Origin of the sequence: Streptomyces sp. col6 (assembly GCF_008042035.1) — a bacterium.
Lineage (GTDB): Bacteria > Actinomycetota > Actinomycetes > Streptomycetales > Streptomycetaceae > Streptomyces.
This window is the reverse complement of record NZ_RDBL01000013.1, coordinates 1,180,021-1,200,576: the sequence shown is the minus strand read 5'-3', so window position 1 is coordinate 1,200,576 and position 20,556 is coordinate 1,180,021. Positions and strand designations below refer to the sequence as shown.

21 protein-coding genes are annotated in these 20,556 nt (G+C 72.6%); 10 read left to right on the top strand and 11 right to left on the bottom strand.

All coding sequences use genetic code 11. The features are described from left to right. Nucleotides 1-6 precede the first annotated feature (6 nt). Nucleotides 7-1,866 carry a hypothetical protein gene (locus EAO73_RS22130; protein ID WP_224756389.1) on the bottom strand — a complete coding sequence of 620 codons (1,860 nt, stop codon included), beginning with the start codon at nucleotides 1,864-1,866 and terminating at the stop codon, nucleotides 7-9. A 301-nt stretch (nucleotides 1,867-2,167) separates the two neighbouring features. Between EAO73_RS22130 and EAO73_RS22125 the strand changes: the two genes are divergently transcribed. After that, the gene (locus tag EAO73_RS22125) at nucleotides 2,168-3,226 is read left to right on the top strand and encodes a hypothetical protein (protein ID WP_224756388.1); all 1,059 of its coding nucleotides are present in this window, start codon (nucleotides 2,168-2,170) and stop codon (nucleotides 3,224-3,226) included. Nucleotides 3,227-3,240: 14 nt separating this feature from the next. Beyond that, entirely contained in the window at nucleotides 3,241-4,416 is a 1,176-nt protein-coding gene (locus EAO73_RS22120; RefSeq protein ID WP_147973220.1) for a hypothetical protein, read from the top strand. 233 nt (nucleotides 4,417-4,649) lie between these two features. Here the strand turns inward: EAO73_RS22120 and EAO73_RS22115 are convergent, their stop codons facing one another. After that, nucleotides 4,650-5,087, bottom strand: a complete 438-nt coding sequence (locus EAO73_RS22115; RefSeq protein ID WP_147973219.1) for an NUDIX hydrolase — start codon at nucleotides 5,085-5,087, stop codon at nucleotides 4,650-4,652. 187 nt (nucleotides 5,088-5,274) lie between these two features. Between EAO73_RS22115 and EAO73_RS22110 the strand changes: the two genes are divergently transcribed. Beyond that, nucleotides 5,275-6,213 carry a pseudouridine synthase gene (locus tag EAO73_RS22110; protein WP_147973218.1) on the top strand — a complete coding sequence of 313 codons (939 nt, stop codon included), beginning with the start codon at nucleotides 5,275-5,277 and terminating at the stop codon, nucleotides 6,211-6,213. A 3-nt stretch (nucleotides 6,214-6,216) separates the two neighbouring features. Here the strand turns inward: EAO73_RS22110 and EAO73_RS22105 are convergent, their stop codons facing one another. The 3 genes from EAO73_RS22105 to EAO73_RS22095 form a co-directional block, all read right to left on the bottom strand. Continuing rightward, nucleotides 6,217-6,846: an MBL fold metallo-hydrolase gene (locus tag EAO73_RS22105; protein ID WP_147973217.1), complete on the bottom strand. Its 630-nt coding sequence runs from the start codon at nucleotides 6,844-6,846 to the stop codon at nucleotides 6,217-6,219. Continuing rightward, nucleotides 6,846-7,931, bottom strand: coding sequence for an S-(hydroxymethyl)mycothiol dehydrogenase (locus EAO73_RS22100; RefSeq protein ID WP_147973216.1), 1,086 nt, complete (start codon nucleotides 7,929-7,931; stop codon nucleotides 6,846-6,848). The genes EAO73_RS22105 and EAO73_RS22100 overlap by 1 nt, the downstream gene beginning before the upstream one ends. Nucleotides 7,932-8,034: 103 nt before the next feature. Continuing rightward, nucleotides 8,035-8,736, bottom strand: a complete 702-nt coding sequence (locus EAO73_RS22095) for a FadR/GntR family transcriptional regulator (RefSeq protein WP_147973215.1) — start codon at nucleotides 8,734-8,736, stop codon at nucleotides 8,035-8,037. A gap of 142 nt (nucleotides 8,737-8,878) precedes the next feature. On the opposite strand from EAO73_RS22095, the gene EAO73_RS22090 reads away from it, so the two are divergent. Both EAO73_RS22090 and EAO73_RS22085 read left to right on the top strand, forming a co-directional pair. After that, nucleotides 8,879-9,388, top strand: coding sequence for a gluconokinase (locus EAO73_RS22090; protein WP_093709553.1), 510 nt, complete (start codon nucleotides 8,879-8,881; stop codon nucleotides 9,386-9,388). Nucleotides 9,389-9,399: 11 nt separating this feature from the next. Then, entirely contained in the window at nucleotides 9,400-10,797 is a 1,398-nt protein-coding gene (locus EAO73_RS22085) for a GntP family permease (protein ID WP_147973214.1), read from the top strand. Here the strand turns inward: EAO73_RS22085 and EAO73_RS22080 are convergent. Beyond that, entirely contained in the window at nucleotides 10,783-11,466 is a 684-nt protein-coding gene (locus EAO73_RS22080; protein WP_224756387.1) for a cytochrome b/b6 domain-containing protein, read from the bottom strand. The two genes, EAO73_RS22085 and EAO73_RS22080, sit on opposite strands and share 15 nt — an antisense overlap. Beyond that, nucleotides 11,408-12,160, bottom strand: coding sequence for a molybdopterin-dependent oxidoreductase (locus tag EAO73_RS22075; RefSeq protein WP_147973212.1), 753 nt, complete (start codon nucleotides 12,158-12,160; stop codon nucleotides 11,408-11,410). The genes EAO73_RS22080 and EAO73_RS22075 overlap by 59 nt, the downstream gene beginning before the upstream one ends. 111 nt (nucleotides 12,161-12,271) lie before the next feature. Between EAO73_RS22075 and EAO73_RS22070 the strand changes: the two genes are divergently transcribed. Further along, nucleotides 12,272-12,709 carry an ASCH domain-containing protein gene (locus tag EAO73_RS22070; RefSeq protein ID WP_147973211.1) on the top strand — a complete coding sequence of 146 codons (438 nt, stop codon included), beginning with the start codon at nucleotides 12,272-12,274 and terminating at the stop codon, nucleotides 12,707-12,709. Between the two features lie 18 nt (nucleotides 12,710-12,727). Here EAO73_RS22070 and EAO73_RS22065 read toward each other — a convergent pair whose 3' ends face one another. Both EAO73_RS22065 and EAO73_RS22060 read right to left on the bottom strand, forming a co-directional pair. Next, a complete protein-coding gene (locus EAO73_RS22065) occupies nucleotides 12,728-13,978 on the bottom strand; it encodes an FUSC family protein (protein ID WP_147973210.1) in 1,251 nt (416 codons plus the stop codon). Between the two features lie 87 nt (nucleotides 13,979-14,065). Beyond that, a complete protein-coding gene (locus tag EAO73_RS22060; RefSeq protein WP_147973209.1) occupies nucleotides 14,066-15,721 on the bottom strand; it encodes an FAD-binding dehydrogenase in 1,656 nt (551 codons plus the stop codon). Nucleotides 15,722-15,905: 184 nt separating this feature from the next. Between EAO73_RS22060 and EAO73_RS22055 the strand changes: the two genes are divergently transcribed. From EAO73_RS22055 to EAO73_RS22040, 4 genes are all read left to right on the top strand, one after another. Further along, nucleotides 15,906-16,796: a DMT family transporter gene (locus EAO73_RS22055; RefSeq protein WP_147973208.1), complete on the top strand. Its 891-nt coding sequence runs from the start codon at nucleotides 15,906-15,908 to the stop codon at nucleotides 16,794-16,796. A gap of 67 nt (nucleotides 16,797-16,863) precedes the next feature. Then, nucleotides 16,864-17,376 (top strand): NUDIX hydrolase, encoded by a 513-nt coding sequence (locus tag EAO73_RS22050; protein WP_147973591.1) that lies wholly within the window; start codon nucleotides 16,864-16,866, stop codon nucleotides 17,374-17,376. A gap of 28 nt (nucleotides 17,377-17,404) precedes the next feature. Then, complete coding sequence (locus tag EAO73_RS22045; protein ID WP_147973207.1) at nucleotides 17,405-17,800, top strand: YidH family protein; 396 nt, start codon at nucleotides 17,405-17,407, stop codon at nucleotides 17,798-17,800. Next, nucleotides 17,797-18,108: a DUF202 domain-containing protein gene (locus EAO73_RS22040; protein ID WP_147973206.1), complete on the top strand. Its 312-nt coding sequence runs from the start codon at nucleotides 17,797-17,799 to the stop codon at nucleotides 18,106-18,108. Before EAO73_RS22045 ends, EAO73_RS22040 begins: the two co-directional genes overlap by 4 nt. A 14-nt stretch (nucleotides 18,109-18,122) precedes the next feature. On the opposite strand, the gene EAO73_RS22035 is transcribed toward EAO73_RS22040, so the two are convergent. Both EAO73_RS22035 and EAO73_RS22030 read right to left on the bottom strand, forming a co-directional pair. After that, nucleotides 18,123-19,067, bottom strand: a complete 945-nt coding sequence (locus tag EAO73_RS22035; protein WP_147973205.1) for an NADP-dependent oxidoreductase — start codon at nucleotides 19,065-19,067, stop codon at nucleotides 18,123-18,125. Between the two features lie 49 nt (nucleotides 19,068-19,116). Next, entirely contained in the window at nucleotides 19,117-20,406 is a 1,290-nt protein-coding gene (locus tag EAO73_RS22030; protein ID WP_147973204.1) for a glucarate dehydratase family protein, read from the bottom strand. Nucleotides 20,407-20,556: the final 150 nt, after the last annotated feature.

Here is a 20,556-nt window from a genome sequence, read left to right as displayed (position 1 = left end):
GGTCGATCACAGCAGCGGGGTGGCGAGGGCCAGCGGGCAGGGCAGGCCGTCCCACTGCCAGGGAGGGGCGAGGGCGTCGGCCACGTCGTCCGCCGTGTCGGTGCCGGGACGGAACGAGCCGCCGGCCCCGAGGGCGTCCCACGCGGACAGGGCGTAGTGCTGTACGGGGCCGGGCTTCCCGGGCCCGGTCTCCCGGTCCGTCCGGGCCATGACACGGACCCCCCGGGCGTGCAGGGCGTCGAGTTCGGCACGCCAGTCGGCGCCCAGGGGGCAGGAGGGCACCACCTCGTGCTGTTCGGGCAGTCCGGGCGGGCGGCGGCCGACGACGAGCAGGACGCGTTCGGTGTGCGGGGCGCGTGCCGGGCGGGCCCGGCCCTTCACGAGCCGCCCCACTTCCCTCAGGGCGTCCTCCAGCGAGGAGGCGGTGTCCTGCGCGCGACGCGCGGGCCGCCAGCCGGTCAGCTCGGCGAGGGCGGTACGGGCGGGTCCGGCCGGGACGCGCCGCAGGAGCACGGGGCGGGGCCCGTAACGGTTCTCGTGGACGGCGTGGTCGTAGTGGCCGACGACACCGACGCGCAGGCCCGGTCCGTGGCGGCGGTCCAGTGCGGTGATGACGTCCCGGACGAACGTGAGCCGCTCGCCGGTCTCCGCCGGGCCGGTGCCGCTCAGCTCGACGGTGAGGAACACCTCAAGTGCGGGCGGGTGGATGACGCGCCGGGGCAGGCTCCCCAGCAGGGCGGGGATGTCCGGTAACTCGCCCCGTGCGTGGCCCTCCGGGCGGGCGGTGCCGGGTGCGGCACCCTCGTCCGGGGTGACCTCGCCGGGACCGTGCAGGACGAACGCCAGCCGGGCCGGGGCGAAGGCGGCCAGCGCCGTCCGCCGCGCGGACAGGGTCACAGCGCCGCTGCCGTCGGCCCCCGGTGCGCCGGCGAGGACGGGCAGCAGGACCGGGGCGCGGGCGGCGAGTCCGCCGTAGACGGTGATCTCGGCGGTCGCGGTCTCGCCGCGCCGCAGCCGTGATCCGGCCGGGAAGAGGACCTGGGTGTGGGCGTGCACCTCGCCGGTGCGGCGGTCCACGCGGGCGAGCAGAAGGGAGTGGTCGACGGCCAGCGGCGCGGTCCGCAGCGCCGCGCGCACCGCGTCCTCGGTGTCCGTGCCGGGGATCCCGGCGGCTTCGCCGGGCCCGGGGCCGATCTCGGCGCTCGGGCGGTGGAGGGACCGCAGCAGGGCGGCGGCCCGGTCGAGCAGGACCCAGCCGCTGCGGCGGCCGAGCATCACGAGCGTGCGGGCCCGGGAGAGCACGGGGTGGGTGCGCAGCCACCGTGTGAGCGCCGCGTCGAACTCGGCGCGTTCCAGGGGCTCCTGGGTGCCGATGCCCCCGGCGAGCCGGAACCTGCGCGGTTCCGCGTCGCCCTCAAGGACGGGCAGCAGCGCACCCCAGTCGGTGCTTCCGGCGTCGGTCTGCCGGGGGATGCCGCTGCTGTCGGCGGCGGCCCGGATCACGCGCACGCGGTCGGGCGTGAACTCGGCGAACACCACGTCGGGGATGCGGCCGTCGACCAGGTCCGTGAGGATCTGCTGCCAGCGGGCGGAGTCGTGCGGGGGTAAGGAGTCCTCGGGGTGCGGCACGGGCTTCGCGGGGTCCGCCGGTCCGGCCCGCAGCAGCGGGGCGATCCGCCGTAAGCCCTCCGCGTCGCCCTGGGAGAGCGTCGCGGCGCGCAGGTCCCAGGTGTGCTGGGCGGTGCGCAGGGCGGTCCGGGCGGCTTCCCGGTCGTCGTCGGTCAGGGCGCCCAGGACCGGGTCGTCCCACATCCGCCAGGAGCAGCCGGCGCACTCCTGCCCGCCCGTGTCCGGCGTCGCGCACACCGGGCACACCACTCCGGTTCCACTCGCCAAACCCCGACCCCCTCGCTGCTCGGTCCCGGTACGCCGCCCGGAGGAGTCACCCTCCGCGCACGGTCACTGACCACAGGCGCCCGCCTCCGGAGGCGTCATGGTGACACAACGGCGGGCGCCGGGGTCAGGGTTCGGACGGATGGGTGGGCGATCTCGGACAACACGCCCTGGCGAACCGGTTCTTCACCCCTCTTCCCCCGAGCGAACGCACACGTCGTAGCATCGTCGTTTTGTGTGATCTTCGCTGTTTGCCAGGGGGAATCTGATGGGCATGGGTGGACGACGGACCTCGGTCATCGCCGGGGTGGTGGTCGCGGCCGTGCTGGCGGCGGGCACCACCCTGTGGGCGACGGACAGCCGGCCGTTCCGCGACAGCTACTGCTGGGGCGCGTGGGAGCAGAACAGCGGTCCTTACTTCCTGGGCGACGAGACGCTCGGGAAGTCCGGTTCCGAGCGCGGCTCCACCCAGTCCGCGGCGCCCTCGGCCGCCCGCCCGCACGGGACCTGCACGGTGTCCGTCACCTCCGAGGTGGAGGACGACGACTCCGACGAGCCGCTGACCTTCGAGGAGTCGGTGACCCTGGAGTACGGGCCCGTCCCCGCCGACGTGAAGGGGCACCGGGACTGGCTGGCCCGGTACTTCCACGGCTCGGCTTCCCCGCTGCCGGACGGGCTCGAAGGGCTGGTCGCCGGGGACCGGGGCATGCTGGTGCTGCCGTCGTCCTGCGACCGGGACGGCGGGCCGACCGTGGTGACGATCCGCGGCGGGAGCACCGGCGACGGGCATCTCGGCAAGGTCGCCATGCCGTTCACGATCGGCACCCGCGCCGATGTCCTGCGGATGCTGCTCGACGCCGCCGACACCGGTATGGAAAAGGCCGGATGTGCACCCGCACAGCCTCTGCGCAGCAGCTCCCCGATGGTGACGGTGGCCGAGGACGAGGAGTCCGCCGCGTCACCGCTGTGCCGGATCCCCGGGATGAACTTCGACTACGGCGAGGGCTCCCGCTACAAGGAGCAGGTGGGCGCGGTCACCGACCGGCTCCAGACGTGTTCGGTGGTGTGGAAGACCCGGCGGATGCCCGACGAGCCGTCCGCGCAGTACGTGATGGCCGGCCGGAGCCGGCTGGTGGACCTGTTCAAGGGCCTGCCGGAGGGCTCGGACCAGGGCCTGGTGCGCCGCAGCTGCGGCGGGCGGCAGACGGTGTTCTACGGGCATGTGGAGGCGGGTCTCCAGGACCGCGGCCGCCCCTCCGACCAGCGGGTGTTCGACCGCTTCGTCGAGTCCGTGGGCAAGCGCATCGGTTGCGGGAGCGGTGAGGACGCGTGAACGAGGAGAACCCCATGACGGACACCGGAGCCGAGGCGGAGCACGGGCAGGACGCCGCGGTTCCCGGGAACCCCGCCCCGCCGCAGACCCCCCGGCCCTCGTTCGTCCGCCGGCTGCTGCGCAGCCGTACCGCACGGGCCGTCACCGCCGCCGCGCTGGCCGGGGCGCTCGTCGGCGCCGGTACGGTCGCCTGGCGCACGGACACGTTTCCGCTGCTGGGGCCCTCGCCCTGCTGGGACTCGCTGCGTTCCGGCTCCGTCGACGCGCTGTTCGGCGACCGCAGGACCGAGGTCGACGAGCAGGCGCTGCGCACCGACCCGATGGGCGACGGCGGTTCGTACGGCCAGTGCCGCATCACCAGTTACGACGGCGACCGGGCCCTGCGCCAGGTGACCGTGAGCGTGCGCCGGCTGGACGGACTGCGGGGCACCGACGCCCAGGACTGGCCCGCCGAGTTCCTCTCCTCGGGCATGGTGTGGCTCGGCGACGGGCTGCCCGGCATGGTGTCCCCCTCGCGCGCCTGGATCGCGCTGCCGCAGGCCTGCACGGGGCGCGACGAGTTCACCGGGCCCACGGTGGTGGAGATCGGCATGGGCCGGGCGGGCTTCGAGGTCTCCTCCGAGTACAACCTGCGCGACCGCAACGCCCTGACCGGGGCGCTCGTCGACGCGGCCAACGGGGTCATCGACAAGTTCGGCTGCTCCGGCACCTATCAGGAGCCGCGCAACCTGCCCGCGCCGGTGGAGTGGGACGACGCCGACACGTCCGCGTTCTGCGGCATCAAGGGCCTCACGCTGCCGGCGGCGTACCGCAAGGACCTGAAGGAGTCCCGCGTCGGCGGCGAGGGCGGCCCGGCCCGGGTCTGCGAGGCGGGCACCTCGTTCCGCGAGGCGTCCGTCCGGCTGACGACGGTGGAGGACCCGGTCCTGGCCGAGATCTACTCCTGGGACTCGCTGCGTTCCGGCTCACCCGTCAAGGGATCCGAGGGCTACGGGCGGATCGGCGGGAACCGCGCGGTGTACCGGGCGGTCTGCCAGACCGGCCAGGTGATGTTCGTCCTGGAGCAGCTGCGCCCCACGGACGAGGGCGGCCGGTTCACGTTCACCCGCGACCTGCTGCCGGCGTACGCGGCGGCGGAGGCCCGGCGGATCGGCTGCGCCCCGCAGAAGCTGACGTTGCCGGCGTCCTGAGCTTGCCAAGTCCAGAGCGCGAGTTGCAGGACGTGCTGGGCGTGCAGGAACAGGGGCCTGTGCTCCGGCTGGTCCAGTAGCAGCGCAGTGCAACCTGAGTAGCCGTGGGCACGGTTCACCTCCCGGTGCTGCTGCCCAGAGCCTCCAGCGCCGAGCCAACAACACGTAGCGACGTCATCAGGGCCGACTCACCTCGGAGTCGGCCCTGGTGACGTGCCGACGCACTCGAAGGCTCAGATCGATGCCTCGACTCCGAGGCTTCCGGCCCTGATGGCTCCCCGTAGGACGTGGACGATGTCCTCGGGTTTGAGGTCGATACCGTCGAGGCCCTCCAGGCTCAGCGGGACCTCCTCCAGCGCATACTCACCGCGGCCTTCGGCACTGAACTCGGGACCGGTGCGGTCGTCGAAGGACCAGGTCGCAATGCGGGCGAGGTAGAAGAGTTGACGCTCGTCGTCGGACTCCATCGTGTGCAGCAGACGGATGATCTCGGCCTTACCCGCGATCTCCTCGTGGATCTCCCTGTGGAGGGCCGCCTCGCGAGACTCATCAGTCGGCTCGACGCCGCCACCGGGCAGGACCCAGTACTCGGGAATCCCGGGCCGGGTACGGCGGATCACCAGCATCGTGTCGTCTGCGGTGACGAGGACAGCACGGACTCGTTCCATCATTTCGGTTTTTCTCCTTGCTTGTTGATGGACTCAGTGCAGCAGCCAGCCGCCGTCGACGTGGACGGACTGTCCCGTGATGAACAGGACCGTGTTGACGCAGATTCGCATCCAGAGGCCCCGGCCTCCGTGAAAGGATGCCCGGCACCATGAGAACGATCAGCATTCCGGTGCCGGGCGGGAGCCCCCGGTGAGGGGCCGGGCGAAGCCGCCGCCATCGCCGCTCCCCCAGCGCGACGGCGTCGACCCGGTCCGGGTGCGGCTTCCGGCCGACCCGGAGGGGCGGTGGGCGACGGTCCGGGACCATCTGCTGGACCGGTTCGCCGGGGCTATCGGCGCAAACCGGGTGAAGGCACTGCTCGCGGGTGGCCGCTTCGTCTCCACGGAGGGCCCGGTCCTGGGCGACGAGCCGTACACGGCGGGCCGCTACCTGTGGTTCCACCGGGACTTCGCCCCGGAGGAGCCGGTGCCGTTCCCGGTGGGTGTGGTGTACCGGGACGAGCACCTGGTGGTCGCGGACAAGCCGCATTTCCTGGCGACGATGCCGCGCGGCCGGCACATCACGGAGACGGCGGTGGCCCGGCTCCGCCGCGATCTGGACCTGCCGCGGTTGCAGCCCGCGCACCGGCTGGACCGGGCGACGGCGGGGCTGGTGCTGTTCGTGGTGCGGCCCGGGGAGCGCGGGGCCTACCAGACGCTGTTCCGGGACCGGCTGGTGGGCAAGGAGTACGAGGCGGTGGCCCCGTACGATCCCGGGCTCGACCTGCCGCGTACGGTGCGCAGCCGCATCGTGAAGGAGCGCGGGGTGCTCGCCGCGCGCGAGGAGTCCGGGGAGCCGAACAGCGAGAGCCGGATCGAGTTGCTGGAGCACCGGCAGGGGCTCGGCCGCTACCGGCTGCTGCCCGCCACCGGGCGCACCCACCAGCTGCGGGTGCACATGAACAGTCTGGGCCTGCCGCTGGTCAACGACCCGGTCTATCCGGCGGTCCTGCCGGACGCCGCGCCCGGTGACTTCTCGCGACCGCTGCAACTCCTGGCCAGGCTGCTGGAGTTCACCGACCCCGTCACCGGAGAGCCGCACCGCTTCGAGAGCGGGCTGCGGCTCTCCGCGTGGCCGGAAGAGGACTAGGCCCTAGTGACCCCGGGCGATCCACTCGTCCAGGTGCGGGGCCTCCGCGCCAATGGTGGTGGAGTCGCCGTGCCCGGTGCGTACCTCGGTCGCGGGGTCGAGGGTGAGCAGCCGGTCCCTGATCGAGTCGACGATCACCGGGAAGGACGAGAAGGACCGGCCGGTGGCGCCGGGACCGCCCTGGAAGAGCGTGTCGCCGGTGAAGACCGTGGCCAGCTCGGGGGCGTACAGGCAGACGGCGCCCGGGGCGTGGCCCGGGGTGTGCAGCACCGTCAGCGTGGTGCCCGCGACGGTGATCTCCTGGCCGTCGGTCAGTTCGCCGTCGGGCGCCCGGTCCGGGTGGGTCTGCTTCCACAGCGGCAGGTCGTCGGGGTGGAGCAGGATCGGCGCGCCGGTGGCGTCGGCGAGGGCCGGGGCGGCGTCGATGTGGTCGTTGTGCGCGTGGGTGCAGATGATGGCGCGCAGCGTACGGCCGCCGAGGGCGTCCTCGATGGCGGTGGCGTCGTGGGCTGCGTCGATGACGACGGCCTCGGTGTCGTCGCCGACGATCCAGACGTTGTTGTCGACGTCCCACTCGCCGCCGTCGAGGGCGAAGGTGCCGGAGGTGACGAGGTGGTCGATGCGGGCGGTCATCAGAACACCACCACCGAGCGCAGCACGTCGCCGTCGTGCATCCGGTCGAAGGCCTGCTCGATGTCGCCGAGGCCGATGGTCTCGGTGACGAACGCGGCGAGGTCGAGGCGGCCCTGCTGGTGCAGGTCGACCAGCATCGGGAAGTCGCGGGAGGGCAGGCAGTCGCCGTACCAGGAGGACTTGAGCGAGCCGCCGCGGCCGAAGACGTCGAGCAGCGGGAGTTCGAGCTGCATCTCGGGGGTGGGGACGCCGACCAGGACGACGGTGCCGGCGAGGTCGCGGGCGTAGAAGGCCTGCTTGTACGTCTCCGGGCGGCCGACGGCCTCGATGACGACGTCGGCGCCGTTGCCGCCGGTCAGCTCGCGGATCGCCTCGACGGGATCGGTGGAGCGGGAGTTGACGGTGTGGGTCGCGCCCATCGACTTCGCCGTCTCCAGCTTGCGGTCGTCGATGTCCACGGCGATGATCTTCGCCGCGCCGGCCAGCCGGGCGCCCGCGATGGCGGCGTCGCCGACGCCGCCGCAGCCGATGACGGCGACCGAGTCGCCGCGCCCGACCTGACCGGTGTTGATGGCGGCGCCGATGCCCGCCATGACGCCGCAGCCGAGCAGCCCGGCGACCTCGGGGGCGACCTCCGGGTCGACCTTGGTGCACTGGCCGGAGGCGACGAGGGTCTTCTCGGCGAAGGCGCCGATGCCCAGGGCCGGGGACAGCTCGGTGCCGTCGAGGAGGGTCATCTTCTGCTTCGCGTTGTGCGTGTCGAAGCAGTACCAGGGGCGCCCGCGCAGACAGGCGCGGCACTGGCCGCACACCGCACGCCAGTTGAGGATCACGAAGTCTCCGGGGGCCACGTCGGTGACGCCCTCGCCGACGGACTCCACGACGCCCGCGGCCTCGTGGCCGAGGAGGAAGGGGAACTCGTCGTTGATGCCGCCCTGCTTGTAGTGCAGGTCGGTGTGGCAGACGCCGCACGCCTGGACCTTCACCACGGCCTCACCGGGGCCGGGGTCCGGGATGACGATCGTCTCGACGCGCACCGGTTCGTTCTTTCCCGGTGCGATGACCCCTTGTACGTGCTGCGGCATTCCCGTGGACTCCCTTTTCCCGACTCTTCGCTGAGACCGGTGCTCCCGGATTTCCCGGGATCGATCACGGGCCACGGTACGCCGTGCGGGGCGGCGGGCGGTCTCAGGGCGCGAGAACGTCCAGCTCGTGCAGGGCGCCGACGGCGATCTCCTTCGTCAGGCGCTCCGCCTCGGCCGCGTCGCCCTCGCGCACGGCCTCGGCGAGCCGTACGTGCAGGGTGACGGCCGCCGGGTCGGGGTCCTCGAACATCACCTGGTGGTGCGTGCGGCCGGCCAGGACCTCGGCGACCACGTCGCCCAGGCGCGCGAACATCTCGTTGCCGGAGGCGTTGAGGACGATGCGGTGGAAGGCGATGTCGTGCTGGAGGTAGCCCTCCAGCTGGTGGCCGCGCGAGGTGGCGACCATGCCGAGGGCGCGCTCGGTCAGCTCGGCGCACTGCTCCGGGGTGGCGTGGCGGGCGGCGAGCGAGGCGGCGACCGGCTCGATCGCGGACCGCAGGACGGTGAGGGAGCGCAGCTGGCGGGGGCGGTCCGCGCCGGCCAGCCGCCACCGGATGACCTGGGGGTCGTACACGTTCCACGCCTCGGCCGGCCGTACGGTCACGCCGACCCGGCGGCGGGACTCGACCAGGTGCATGGACTCCAGGACCCGGACCACCTCGCGGACCACCGTGCGCGAGACGTCGAAGCGCTGCGCCAGCTCGTCCGTACGCAGCACCTGGCCGGGCGCGTGCTCCCCGGCGGCGATCTCCAGGCCCAGGGTGTCCAGGACATGCGTGTGGAGCCCCTGGGCAGGTGTGGTCATGGCCCCAGGGTACGGGGCACCCCCAGGAGCCTTTAAGTACGACGTTTATGTCACACCCTCTTGAATAAGTCGTACGTATAGGTTTCAGTGGCGCGACGGACCGATGTCGAGGAAGACATCGCAGAGACAGCGAGGCACCGCAATGAGCACCCCCCACGTCGTCGTGGTGATGGGCGTGGCAGGGACCGGCAAGACCACGATCGGCCCCCTGCTCGCCGCCGCACTGGGCGTTCCGTACGCCGAGGGCGACGACTTCCATCCCCCCGCGAACATCGCCAAGATGTCGGCCGGCACCCCGCTGGACGACGCGGACCGGTGGCCCTGGCTCGACGCGATCGGGCAGTGGGCGCACGGCCGGGCCGGGCTCGGCGGGGTCGTCAGCAGCTCCGCGCTCAAGCGCGCCTACCGCGACCGGCTGCGCGCCGAGGCACCGGGCGCCGTCTTCCTGCATCTGACCGGCGACCGGTCCCTCATCGAGGAGCGGATGGCCGCCCGCAAGGGCCACTTCATGCCGACCGCGCTCCTCGACTCGCAGTTCGCCACCCTCCAGCCCCTGGAGGACGACGAGGCCGGCGTGTCGGTCGACGTCTCCGGCACCCCCGAAGAAATCACCCAGCGAGCCGTCGCCGCGCTGCGCCGGCTCGACAGTTAAGGATCACCACCGTGACCAGTCTCAGCGCCGAGATGCTGGCAGCGGACGCCGTCGAACCGATCACCTCGGCCGGCAACGCCCAGCTGGGCATCGCCGTCCTGGCGGGGATCGCCGTCATCGTCCTGCTCATCACCAAGTTCAAGATGCACGCGTTCCTCGCGCTGACCATCGGTTCGCTGGCGCTCGGTTCCTTCGCCGGCGCCGCGCCGGCGAAGACGATAGCCAGCTTCACCGCGGGCCTCGGCTCGACCGTCGCGGGCGTCGGCGTCCTCATCGCGCTCGGCGCGATCCTGGGCAAGCTGCTCGCGGACTCCGGCGGCGCCGACCAGATCGTCGACACCATCCTGGCGCGGACCAGCAAGCGGGCGATGCCGTGGGCGATGGTCCTCATCGCCTCGATCATCGGCCTGCCGCTGTTCTTCGAGGTCGGGATCGTGCTGATGATCCCCGTGGTGCTGCTCGTCGCCAAGCGCGGCAACTACTCCCTGATGCGCATCGGCATCCCGGCCCTGGCCGGCCTGTCCGTGATGCACGGCCTCATCCCGCCGCACCCCGGCCCGCTCGTCGCGATCGACGCGCTCGGCGCCAACCTGGGCGTCACGCTGGCCCTCGGTGTGGTCGTCGCGATCCCGACCGTGATCCTCGCCGGTCCGGTCTTCTCCCGTTACGCCGCCCGCTGGGTGGACATCGAGGCGCCGGACAAGATGATCCCGCAGCGCCCCTCGGAGGACCTGGAGCGCCGCCCCGGCTTCGGCGCCACCCTCGCCACGATCCTGCTGCCCGTCGTGCTGATGCTCGTCAAGGCGCTCGTCGACATCGTGGTGGACGACCCGGAGCAGGGTCTCCAGAAGGTCACCGATGTGATCGGCTCGCCGCTGATCGCGCTGCTCGCGGCCGTGATCGTCGGCATGTTCACGCTGGGCCGGGCGGCAGGCTTCACCAAGGGCAGGCTCTCCACCACCGTGGAGAAGTCCCTCGCCCCGATCGCCGGTGTGCTGCTCATCGTGGGCGCGGGCGGCGGCTTCAAGCAGACGCTGATCGACGCGGGCGTGGGCCAGATGATCCTGGACTTCTCCGAGGACTGGTCGATCCCGGCCCTGCTGCTCGGCTGGCTGATCGCCGTGGCGATCCGGCTGGCGACCGGCTCGGCGACCGTGGCGACGATCTCGGCGGCCGGTCTCGTCGCCCCGCTCGCGGCCGACATGTCGACCTCCCACGCGGCCCTGCTGGTCCTCGCCGTCGGCGCGGGCTCGCTCTTCTTCAGCCATGTCAACGACGCCGGCTTCTGGCTCGTGAAGGAGTACTTCGGCATGGACGTGGGCCAGACGGTGAAGACCTGGTCGGTGATGGAGACCATCATCTCCGTGGCCTCGCTGATCTTCATCCTGCTGCTGTCACTCGTCCTCTAGCCGGCCGTCCGCCCCGGGCTCCCACAGCGGGTGCTCACGGCGGGCCCACTCCCCGCTCACCGACCCGGAGCGCATGCCGCGGCGTGCCTCCGGGTCGGCGTACGCCATGGCGATGTGGCCGGCCAGCACCAGGCCGGCCGCGAGGGCCAGCCAGTCGTGGACGAAGGTCGCGGCGGTGCGCCACACCAGCGGGGCGAAGCCGGTGAACCACATCAGCAGCCCGGTGCCCGCCATGACGAGCACCGCCCCGGCGATCCACGCCGCGTACAGCTTCTGCCCGGCGTTGAACTTCCCGGCCGGCCGCGCACCGGGCCGCCGGTCGCGCCGCAGGGCCGCCCGCAGCCACCGCCGGTCGTGCGGCCCGAAGCGGTTGAGCCGCCGCAGGTCCGCCCGCAACGGCCGCGCCGCGAGACCCGCGAGCAGGGGTACGGGGATGAGCAGCCCCGACCACTCGTGCACGGTGACCACGAGGTGGCGGCGGCCGACGAGTTCGGCGAGCTGCGGCACGTACAGGCAGGCGGCGGAGGCCACGCACAGCAGCGTCAGCGCGGCCGTGGCCCGGTGCACCAGGCGTACCGGACGGGCGAACCGGTGCACCCGGCCCGCCGTTTCAGACGGTGGGGGCGTCGTCGCGGCCGTTGGACCGGCCGACCCAGGCGTCGACGTCATAACCGAGCTTCTCCCAGTAACCGGGGCGTACGGAGTCCGTGACGGTGATCCCGGAGAGCCATTTCGCCGACTTGTAGAAGTACATCGGGGCCACGTACAGCCGCACCGGCCCGCCGTGCGCGTGCGACACCGGCTTGTCGTTCATCCGCAGCGCCACGAGCACATCGGCGCGGCGGGCCTGGGCGAGGGTCAGGCTCTCGCTGTAGGTCCCGTCGAAGCAGGTGAAGCGGACGGCCTTCGCCCCGGACCGCACGCCTGCCGCGTCCAGCAGGGCGGAGAGCCGCACGCCCTCGAAGGCCGTTTCCGGCACCCGCCAGCCGGTGACGCACTGGACGTCCCGGACGATCCGGGTCTGCTCCATGCGCCGCAGCGTGTCCAGTGTGTACGTGGCCGGGCGGTCGACCAGCCCGTCCACCTTCAGCCGGTAGTCGGCGGCGCCCCTGGACGGTACGGAGGAGGCGACCGAGTAGTAGCGGAAGCCGCCGCCGTTGGGCAGCAGGCCGGTGAGCCCGGTGGGGTCCTTGCCCGCGACCGCGCCGAGTCCCGATTCGAGCATCCGTTGCAGGACGGGCGCGGCGACGAGTCCGGCGGCGCCGAGGCCCAGCATGCCCAGGACCACGCGGCGGCCGACGGGAGCGCCGACGCCGTCGGGGCCGTCGCCGGGTGGGCCGTCTTCGGGTGGGGAACTGTTCACCCGACGATTCGAGCACCCGGGGCGCCCGTGCGCCAGGGGCGGCGGCGGGCCGTCACCAGCTCGTCAGATTTGCCCGCGCACCCGGGCCGGGCCGGGTGCCAGACTGGCGCCATGCCGAACCGTGAAGCGCTCAAGCCCTTCCTGCTCGCCTTTCCGGGGCCGCTGCGCGACCAGTTGGTCGCCGCGGTCCTGGACGGGCGCAAGGTGTCGACCTCCGGCCTGCTCGTGGAGTACGAGATCGAGCAGGAGGAGCTGCCCCCGGTCGGTGAGCGGTCCGCCCTCATCGACTCGGACGGCCGGGAGATCGCCGTACTCGAAGTGACGGAGGTCCGGGTGCTCCGGCTGGCGGACGTGGATCTCCAGCACGCGCTGGACGAGGGCGAGGGCTACGCCTCGGTCGCCGAGTGGCGGGCGGGGCACGAGCGGTTCTGGCACAGCGAGGAGATGCGGGACGCGCTCGGCGAGCCGGAGTTCACGGTCGACGACGACACGATGATCGTCGCCGAGCGGTTCCGGGTCGTCGAGCGCATCGGCGCGGACGAGGACTGACCCCCGGCGCCCGCGCCGTCAGCGCGCCTCGGCCTCCGCCCGCTTCTCCCGGTCCCCGCTCTTCACCAGGCCCAGACGGCGGCGGAACGCCAGCAGCCGGGGGTGGCGCTCGTGGAGTACGGCGGAGCGGCGGTCGAGTTCCTGGCCCAGGCGCTCGGCGCGCTTCTCGATGTCCAGCTCGTCCAGGATGCGGTCCACCTCGGCGAGCAGGGCCCCGTGCAGCTGCCACTTCCTGGGGTGTTCCTGGACGGCGGCCAGCAGCATGTCCGCCACCAGGTCGCGGGTCGCCCGGCTGGCGTCGAGCGCGTCGGTGAGCCGGTCCTCGGCCTCCTCGGCGCTGGCGGCGACCGGGGTCGTGATGAGCACCGAGAAACTCTCGATGGCCCCCGCCATCTGTTCGAACAGTTCGGTGATGTGGGCGGCGACCTCGGGCGGGAACTGGGGCGAGTCGCCCCGGTCCTTGGCGAGGTCGGTGAGCGTCCGGGACAGCACCCGTACGACGACCGCGCAGATCTCCAGCGTGTCCAGTCCGGTGCGCAGCACCACGCGGTGCAGCAGCCCCTGCCGCACCCTGGGGTTGTACATGAGGCTTTCCTCGGCCTGCCGCAGGGAGGCGTCCACCTCGACGATGTCGTGGTCGAGGCGGCGGGCCCGGTGCAGCCGGTCGGCCGCCTCCGCGACGGTCACCGGACGGGCGAGGTCGCTGCCCAGGTCGCGGAACATCTGCCCCATCTCGCGGGCCAGTCCGTCGATGGACGCGCCCGCGGTCTGCACCCACACGGGCGGGGCGAACAGCAGGTTGAACAGCAGGCCCACACCGGCGCCGATCAGCGTCTCATACACCCGCTCCCACGCCATGCTGGAGCGCGCGGACTGCGAGGTGACGCCGAGGACGAGCATGGCGCTGATCGCCACCTCGGGGACGAACTCGTCGACCCGGACCAGTCTGCCGATGATCAGCGCCGTGAAGATGGTCAGCCCCAGGCTCCACCAGGAAATGCCGACCAGGGCGCTGAAGCCGCTCGCGATGAGGACACCGACGACGACGGCCACCACACGCTTGACCGACATGTTGACAGTGGCGTAGAGGGTGACTTGGACGACGAGCAGCGCGGTCAGCGGCGCGGTCAGGGGGGCGGGCTCGGACAGCGTCGCGGTCGCCACGGCATAGGCGATGACCGCCGCGCCCGTGGAGCGCAGGGTCTGCGCGGCCACGGGCTCGGTCGTGCGCCGGACGAGGTTGATGACGGGTTCGGCTACTCCTGGCATCCTCTTCCCATGCCCGGATAACGGCGTCTCCCCACGGTTCCGTCCCCGGAACCCCACCGGACGGACGCGCCCCGGGCAGGGAAGCGCTCAGCCGACCGCCTTCGCCGCCGCGCGGCCCGCCGCCCGGCCGGAGAAGATGCAGCCGCCGAGGAAGGTGCCCTCCAGCGAGCGGTAGCCGTGCACCCCGCCGCCGCCGAAGCCGGCCGCCTCGCCCGCCGCGTACACCCCGGCCAGCGGGGTGCCGTCGCCGGTCAGGACGCGCGAGGACAGGTCCGTCTCCAGGCCGCCGAGCGACTTGCGGGTCAGGATGTTGAGCCGTACGGCGATGAGCGGCCCGGCCTTGGGGTCGAGGATGCGGTGGGGCGTCGCGGTGCGGATCAGCTTGTCGCCGAGGTAGGTGCGGGCGCCCCGGATCGCGGTGATCTGGAGGTCCTTGGTGAAGGGGTTGGCGATCTCCCGGTCGCGGGCGGTGATCTCGCGGCGCAGCGCGTCCTCGTCGATGAGCCCGTCCCCGGTGAGCGCGTTCATACCCCGTACGAGGGCGCCGAGGTCCTTCTCGACGACGAAGTCCACGCCGTTGTCCATGAACGCCTTGACGGGTCCCGGCACGTCCGCGCGGGCCCGGCCGATCACGTCACGGATCGACTTGCCGGTCAGGTCGGGGTTCTGCTCGGAGCCGGAGAGCGCGAACTCCTTGCCGATGATCTTCTGATCGAGGACGAACCAGGTGTAGTCGTGGCCGGTGCGCATGATGTGTTCGAGGGTGCCCAGCGTGTCGAAGCCGGGGAAGAGCGGGACGGGCAGCCGTTTGCCGGTCGCGTCCAGCCAGAGGGAGGACGGGCCGGGCAGGATGCGGATGGCGTGCTTGTCCCAGATCGGGTTCCAGTTCTCGATGCCCTCGGTGTAGTGCCACATCCGGTCGCGGTTGATGTGGTGGGCGCCCGCCTCCTCGGCGATGCCGAGCATCAGCCCGTCGACGTGCGCGGGGACGCCGGAGAGCAGCTTGGCCGGCGGGGTGCCGAGCCGGTCGGGCCACTGCTCGCGTACGAGGTCGTGGTTGCCGCCGATGCCGCCCGAGGTGACGATCACCGCCTGGGCCTTCAGCTCGAAGGTGCCGGCGGTCTCCCGGCCGCTCGCGGTCCCTCGCGGGGCGGCGCTCGGCTCCAGGATCTCCCCGGTCACCGTGTCGACGGCGCCCCCGGTGCGGGCGAGGCCGGTGACCCGGTGGCGGAAGCGGAAGGTGACCAGGCCCTTGGCGACGCCCTCGCGGACCCGGCGCTCGAAGGGGGCGACGACGCCGGGTCCGGTGCCCCAGGTGATGTGGAAGCGGGGGACGGAGTTGCCGTGGCCGTTCGCGTCGTAGCCACCGCGTTCCGCCCAGCCGACGACGGGGAAGAACCGCATGCCCTGCGCGTGCAGCCAGGAGCGCTTCTCACCGGCGGCGAAGTCGACGTACGCCTCGGCCCACTTGCGCGGCCAGTGGTCCTCCTCGCGGTCGAAACCGGCCGTGCCCAGCCAGTCCTGGAGGGCCAGCTCGTGACTGTCCTTGATCCGCATCCGGCGCTGCTCGGGCGAGTCGACGAGGAAGAGGCCGCCGAAGGACCAGTGCGCCTGGCCGCCCAGCGACTGTTCGGGCTCCTGGTCGAGCAGGATGACCGAGCGGCCTGCGTCCACGAGTTCCGCGGTGGCCACGAGCCCCGCGAGTCCCGCCCCGATCACGATCACATCAGCGTCGTACGCCATGGCTTCCATCCTTGTCGGGGCTCGCGCCTCGTCGGGGCGCGCGAAGTTACTGGTGCGTCAGATCTTCGGCACCGCCCGTCCCCGCGTCAACCGCCCGGTCGGCCGCGCTGTCCCCGCACCGGCCGGGGGCAGGCGCTATCGTCGAACCACATCACCCTCTTCCGGCCTGACGTGGGGTGGAGACGTGTCGGTGCTGGTCCTCGTGCTCGCCGTGGCTGCCGCCTGCTGCCTGGGCTTCGGCTTCGTGCTCCAGCAGGCCGCCGCCGCGCACGCGCCCAAGCGCGACTATCTGACGTTCCGGCTGCTGCTCGACCTGATGAAGGTGCGCAGCTGGCTGGCCGGCATCGGCCTCATGGTGTGCGGGATGGTGCTGGGCGCGCTGGCGCTCGGCAAGGGTGAGGTCTCCCTCGTCGAACCGCTCCTGGCGACCAATCTGCTCTTCGCGATGGCCCTGTCCCGGCACCGCACCGGCCAGCGGCTCGGCCGGCAGGGCTGGGCGGGGCTCTGGCTGCTGGCCGGCGGGGTCGCCGCGTTCCTGCTGGCGGGCCAGCCGCAGGGCGGCCGGGCGGAGTCCAGTCCGCTGCGGCACTGGCTGGTCGTGGGCGTGGTGGCCGGGCTCGCCCTGCTGCTCACCGCGTTCGCCAAGCGCCGCCGGTCCACCGCGTCCCCGGCGCTGCTCGCGGTGGCGGCCGGGCTGCTGTACGGATTGCAGGACGCGCTGACCCGGGTCAGCGGGCAGCGCTTCTCGGAGGGCGGCTGGGCGGGCCTGATGACGTCCTGGCAGCCGTACGCGGTGCTGGTGCTCGGGGTGACGGGGCTGCTGCTGGTGCAGTCCGCCTTCGAGACGGGGCCGCTGCGGATGTCGCTGCCCGCCCTGACGGCCGCCCAGCCGCTGGCCGGGATCGCCTGCGGGATCGGGTTCATGGGCGACCAGGTGCGGACCGACACGGGCGCGCTGGCCTGGCAGGCCGTCGGGCTCGCGGCGATCGTGACCGGGATCGTGCTGCTGGGCCTGCATCCGGCGATGCCGGAGGGGCCGGTGCGGCGCGGTACGCACAGCCTCCAGCAGCGCTGAGAGCCCCGGGCCCGGCGGGGTGCCGGGGGTCTGCTGTTGGATGGCGGACATGAACCCTTCCGCGGACATGAACCCTTCCGACGAGATCCTGGACATCGTCGACGAGAACGACGTGGTCGTGGGGCAGGCTCCGCGCGGCGAGGCGACCGCCCGGGGCCTGCGCCACCGCTGCGTCTTCATCGAGGCACGGGACGCCGAGGGCCGCGTCTTCGTGCACCGCAGGACCGCGACCAAGCTGGTGTTCCCCTCGCACTACGACATGTTCGTCGGCGGGGTGGTCGGCGCGGGCGAGAGCTACGAGGACGCGGCGCTGCGGGAGGCCGAGGAGGAGCTGGGCGTCTCGGGGCTCCCCCGCCCGGAGCCGCTGTTCAAGTTCCTGTACGAGGACGGCCGGCACGCCTGGTGGTCGTCCGTCTACCGGGTCAGGTGCGAGCTGCCGGTGCGGCCGCAGGTGGAGGAGGTCGCCTGGCACACCTTCCTGGACGACGAGGAGCTGGAGCGGCGCATCGACGACTGGCTGTGGGTGCCGGACGGCCTCGACTGCTACCGGCGACTGCGGGCGCTGCGGGACGCTTCGTGAACGGAAAACCGGCGGATAAGGTCCACGCGTGAACGAATTCGTGCAGAGTGTGCGGCTGTGGTTCGCGCCGGAACGCATCCGCGACGAGGGCGACACCCCCGACTACCGCTTCTCGCTCGCCAACGAGCGGACGTTCCTCGCGTGGATCCGGACGGCGCTGGCGCTGATCGGCGGGGGCTTCGCGGTCGACCAGTTCCTGCCGGAGCTGTCGTGGGGGGTGCGGGCCGGTCTGGCGCTCGCGCTGCTGGCCGCCGGTGTGCTGTGCGCGCTGCGGGCGGTCAACCACTGGGTGCGGTGCGAGCGGGCGATGCGGCGGGGTGAGGATCTGCCGGTCTCCCGTTTCCCGACGCTGCTGAGCGTCGTGGTCGCCGTGGTGGCGGTGGCGATGGTGGTGGTGGTCCTCTTCGGCTGGGAGGGCCGGTGACCGCCGGGGAGCGCGACCCGGGGCTCCAGCCGGAGCGGACCCGCCTGGCGTGGCGGCGTACGACGCTGTCCTGCACGGTGGCGGCGGTGCTGGCCGTACGGCAGACGCTGCACGGCGGGGCGACGGGCGCGGGGATCGTGGCGCTGTCGCTGAGCGCGCTGGCCTGGGTGGGGTTCCTGTGGGTCGCCAACCGCCGGGTGCAGAGCATGGGCGGCGCCCGCCCGCGTCCGATGGAGGCGGGGGGCGCGCTCATGGCCACGGCCTGCGTGGTGGCACTGGCGGTGTTCGCGGCGGCCATGCTGTTCTGACGGGCCGCGGCCCGTCAGCCCTGCGGCGCGTCCCAGTCCACCGTGACGACGATCTTGCCGCGCGTCCGGCCCTCGGCGTTCAGCCGCTGGGCCGCCGCCGTCTCGGCCAGCGGAAAGACCCGGTCGACGTGGACCGTGACGATGCCCTGCTCGGCCAGTTCCGCGAGATGCGCGAGGTCGTCGGCGTCGGGCCGGACGAAGGCGTAGCGCCCGCCGTACGAGAAGACCTCGGGGTCCACGATGGAGGCGAGACGTCCGCCGGGGGCCAGCGTCTCGGCGGAGGCGCGCAGGGCGTCCCCGCCCACGGTGTCGAAGGCGGCGTCGATGCCGTCGGGGGCCAGGTCCCGCAGCCGGTCCACGAGCCCGTCCCCGTACGCAACGGGCTCCGCGCCGAGCGTGCGCAGATGGTCGTGGTTGCGTTCGCTCGCGGTGCCGATGACGCGGCAGCCAGCGTGCCGGGCGAGCTGGACGGCGAGCGAGCCGACGCCGCCGGCCGCCGCGTGGACGAGGACGGTGTCGCCCTCCTGGACGCGCAGGGTGCGGTGGAGCACCTGGTAGGCGGTGAGACCGGCCAGCGGCAGGCCCGCCGCCTCCTCGAAGCTCAGGCGCAGCGGCTTGCGGGCGAGGGTGCGCACGGGCGCGGCCACGTACTCGGCGAAGGTGCCCCGGCTCAGGAAGTCCTCACGGACGTAGCCGATGACCTCGTCGCCCACCGCGAACTCGTCGACGGCGATGCCGGGCTGGACGACGACCCCGGAGACGTCCCAGCCGGGGATCACCGGAAAGACCGTGTCCAGGATGCCGTCGAGCTTCCCTTCCCGGGTGGCCCGGTCGACGGGGTTCACGGCGGCGGCCCGGACCTTCACCAGGACGGTGTCGGGGCCGACCTTCGGGTCGGGCCGCTCGCCGTACTCCAGGACACTCTCGTCGCCGAATCCGCTGTAGCTGATCGCCTTCATGCTCCGACCCTCGCGGCGGGCCGGTGCGCCCGCAACTCGGCCGGTGCGCTCACCAGCGCGGGATCGACGGGGTGCGCCACTCCGGTTCGGCCTTGCGCATCGCGGCGGCGTCGTCGCGTTCGCGCATGGTGCCGTCGTCGTCGAGCCAGCGGCGGTGCAGGGCGGCGAGCCGGTCCCGGTCGAGTTCGACACCGAGGCCGGGGGCGTCGGAGACGGCGAGGTGCCCGTCCCGGAAGACGTGGCGGGTGGTGATGACGTCCTCGGTCTGCCAGGGGTAGTGGCTGTCGCAGGCGTAGTCCAGGTTGGGGACGGTGGCCGCGACGTGCGTCATGGCGGCGAGGCTGATGCCCAGATGGGTGTTGGAGTGCATCGAGAGCCCGACGCCGTGGACGCGGCAGATCGCGGCGAGTTCGCGGGTGCGGTGCAGTCCGCCCCAGTAGTGGTGGTCGGACAGGACGACCTGGACGGCGTCCCGGGCGAACGCCTCGGGGACCTCGGCGAGCGTCGTGACGCACATGTTCGTGGCCAGGGGCACGTCAGTACCCGCCGAGACGGCGGCCATCGCCGCCGTGCCGCTCGCCGGGTCCTCCAGGTATTCGAGTACGTCCTTCAGCTGCTCGGCGACGTACAGCGAGGTCTCCACGGACCAGGCGCCGTTGGGGTCGAGGCGCAGCGGCTGTCCGGGGAACGCCTCGGCGAGGGCGCGGACGGCGGCGATCTCCTCGTCGGGCGGGAGGACGCCGCCCTTGAGCTTGAAGGAGGAGAAGCCGTGGTCGCGGGCGAAGCGGCGGGCCTGGGCGACGACTCCGGCCGGGTCGAGGGCCGCGCCCCAGTCGTCGCGCTCGCCGCCCTCCGGGTGGCCGGCCCAGCGGTAGAAGAGATACGCGCTGTACTCCACGCGGTCGCGGACCTTGCCGCCGAGCAGCGCGTGCACCGGCAGCCCGAGGGTCTTGCCGAGCGCGTCCAGGCAGGCCACCTCGAAGCCGGAGACCACGGAGAGGCGCAGCTTGTCGGCGGTCTGGACGCCGCGCAGCCCGCCCGCGTCGACCCGCTCGTCGGCCGCCCGTGAATCACCGCACACCTCGTCGGCCAGGGCGAACAGCCCGTTCACATCGCTGACCGGCCGTCCGGGCAGGGCGGCGGCCAGGGGCTCCGCGAGCTCCAGGTACTTGCCGTCGCCGTAGGTCTCCCCGATTCCGGTGACCCCGCCCCGGGTGACGACCTCCACCACGAGCCGGGGCGTGTACGGCTGGTGGACGCCCTGGGTGTTGAGCAGGGGCGGGTCGGCCATGAGGATCGGGGTCAGCCGGACTTCGTCGATCAGCAGCGCGGTATCCATACGTGAACCCTATTCAGAGATGCGATTAAGCGCCAGAGCCGGGGCCCGGATGGGACCGGAGTCTCCTCATCCGGTTCCGGGGACGCACTGGACGACATACCGACTGGTCGGCATCATGAGAGCGACCGTTCGCCCACCCCGGAGGTACGC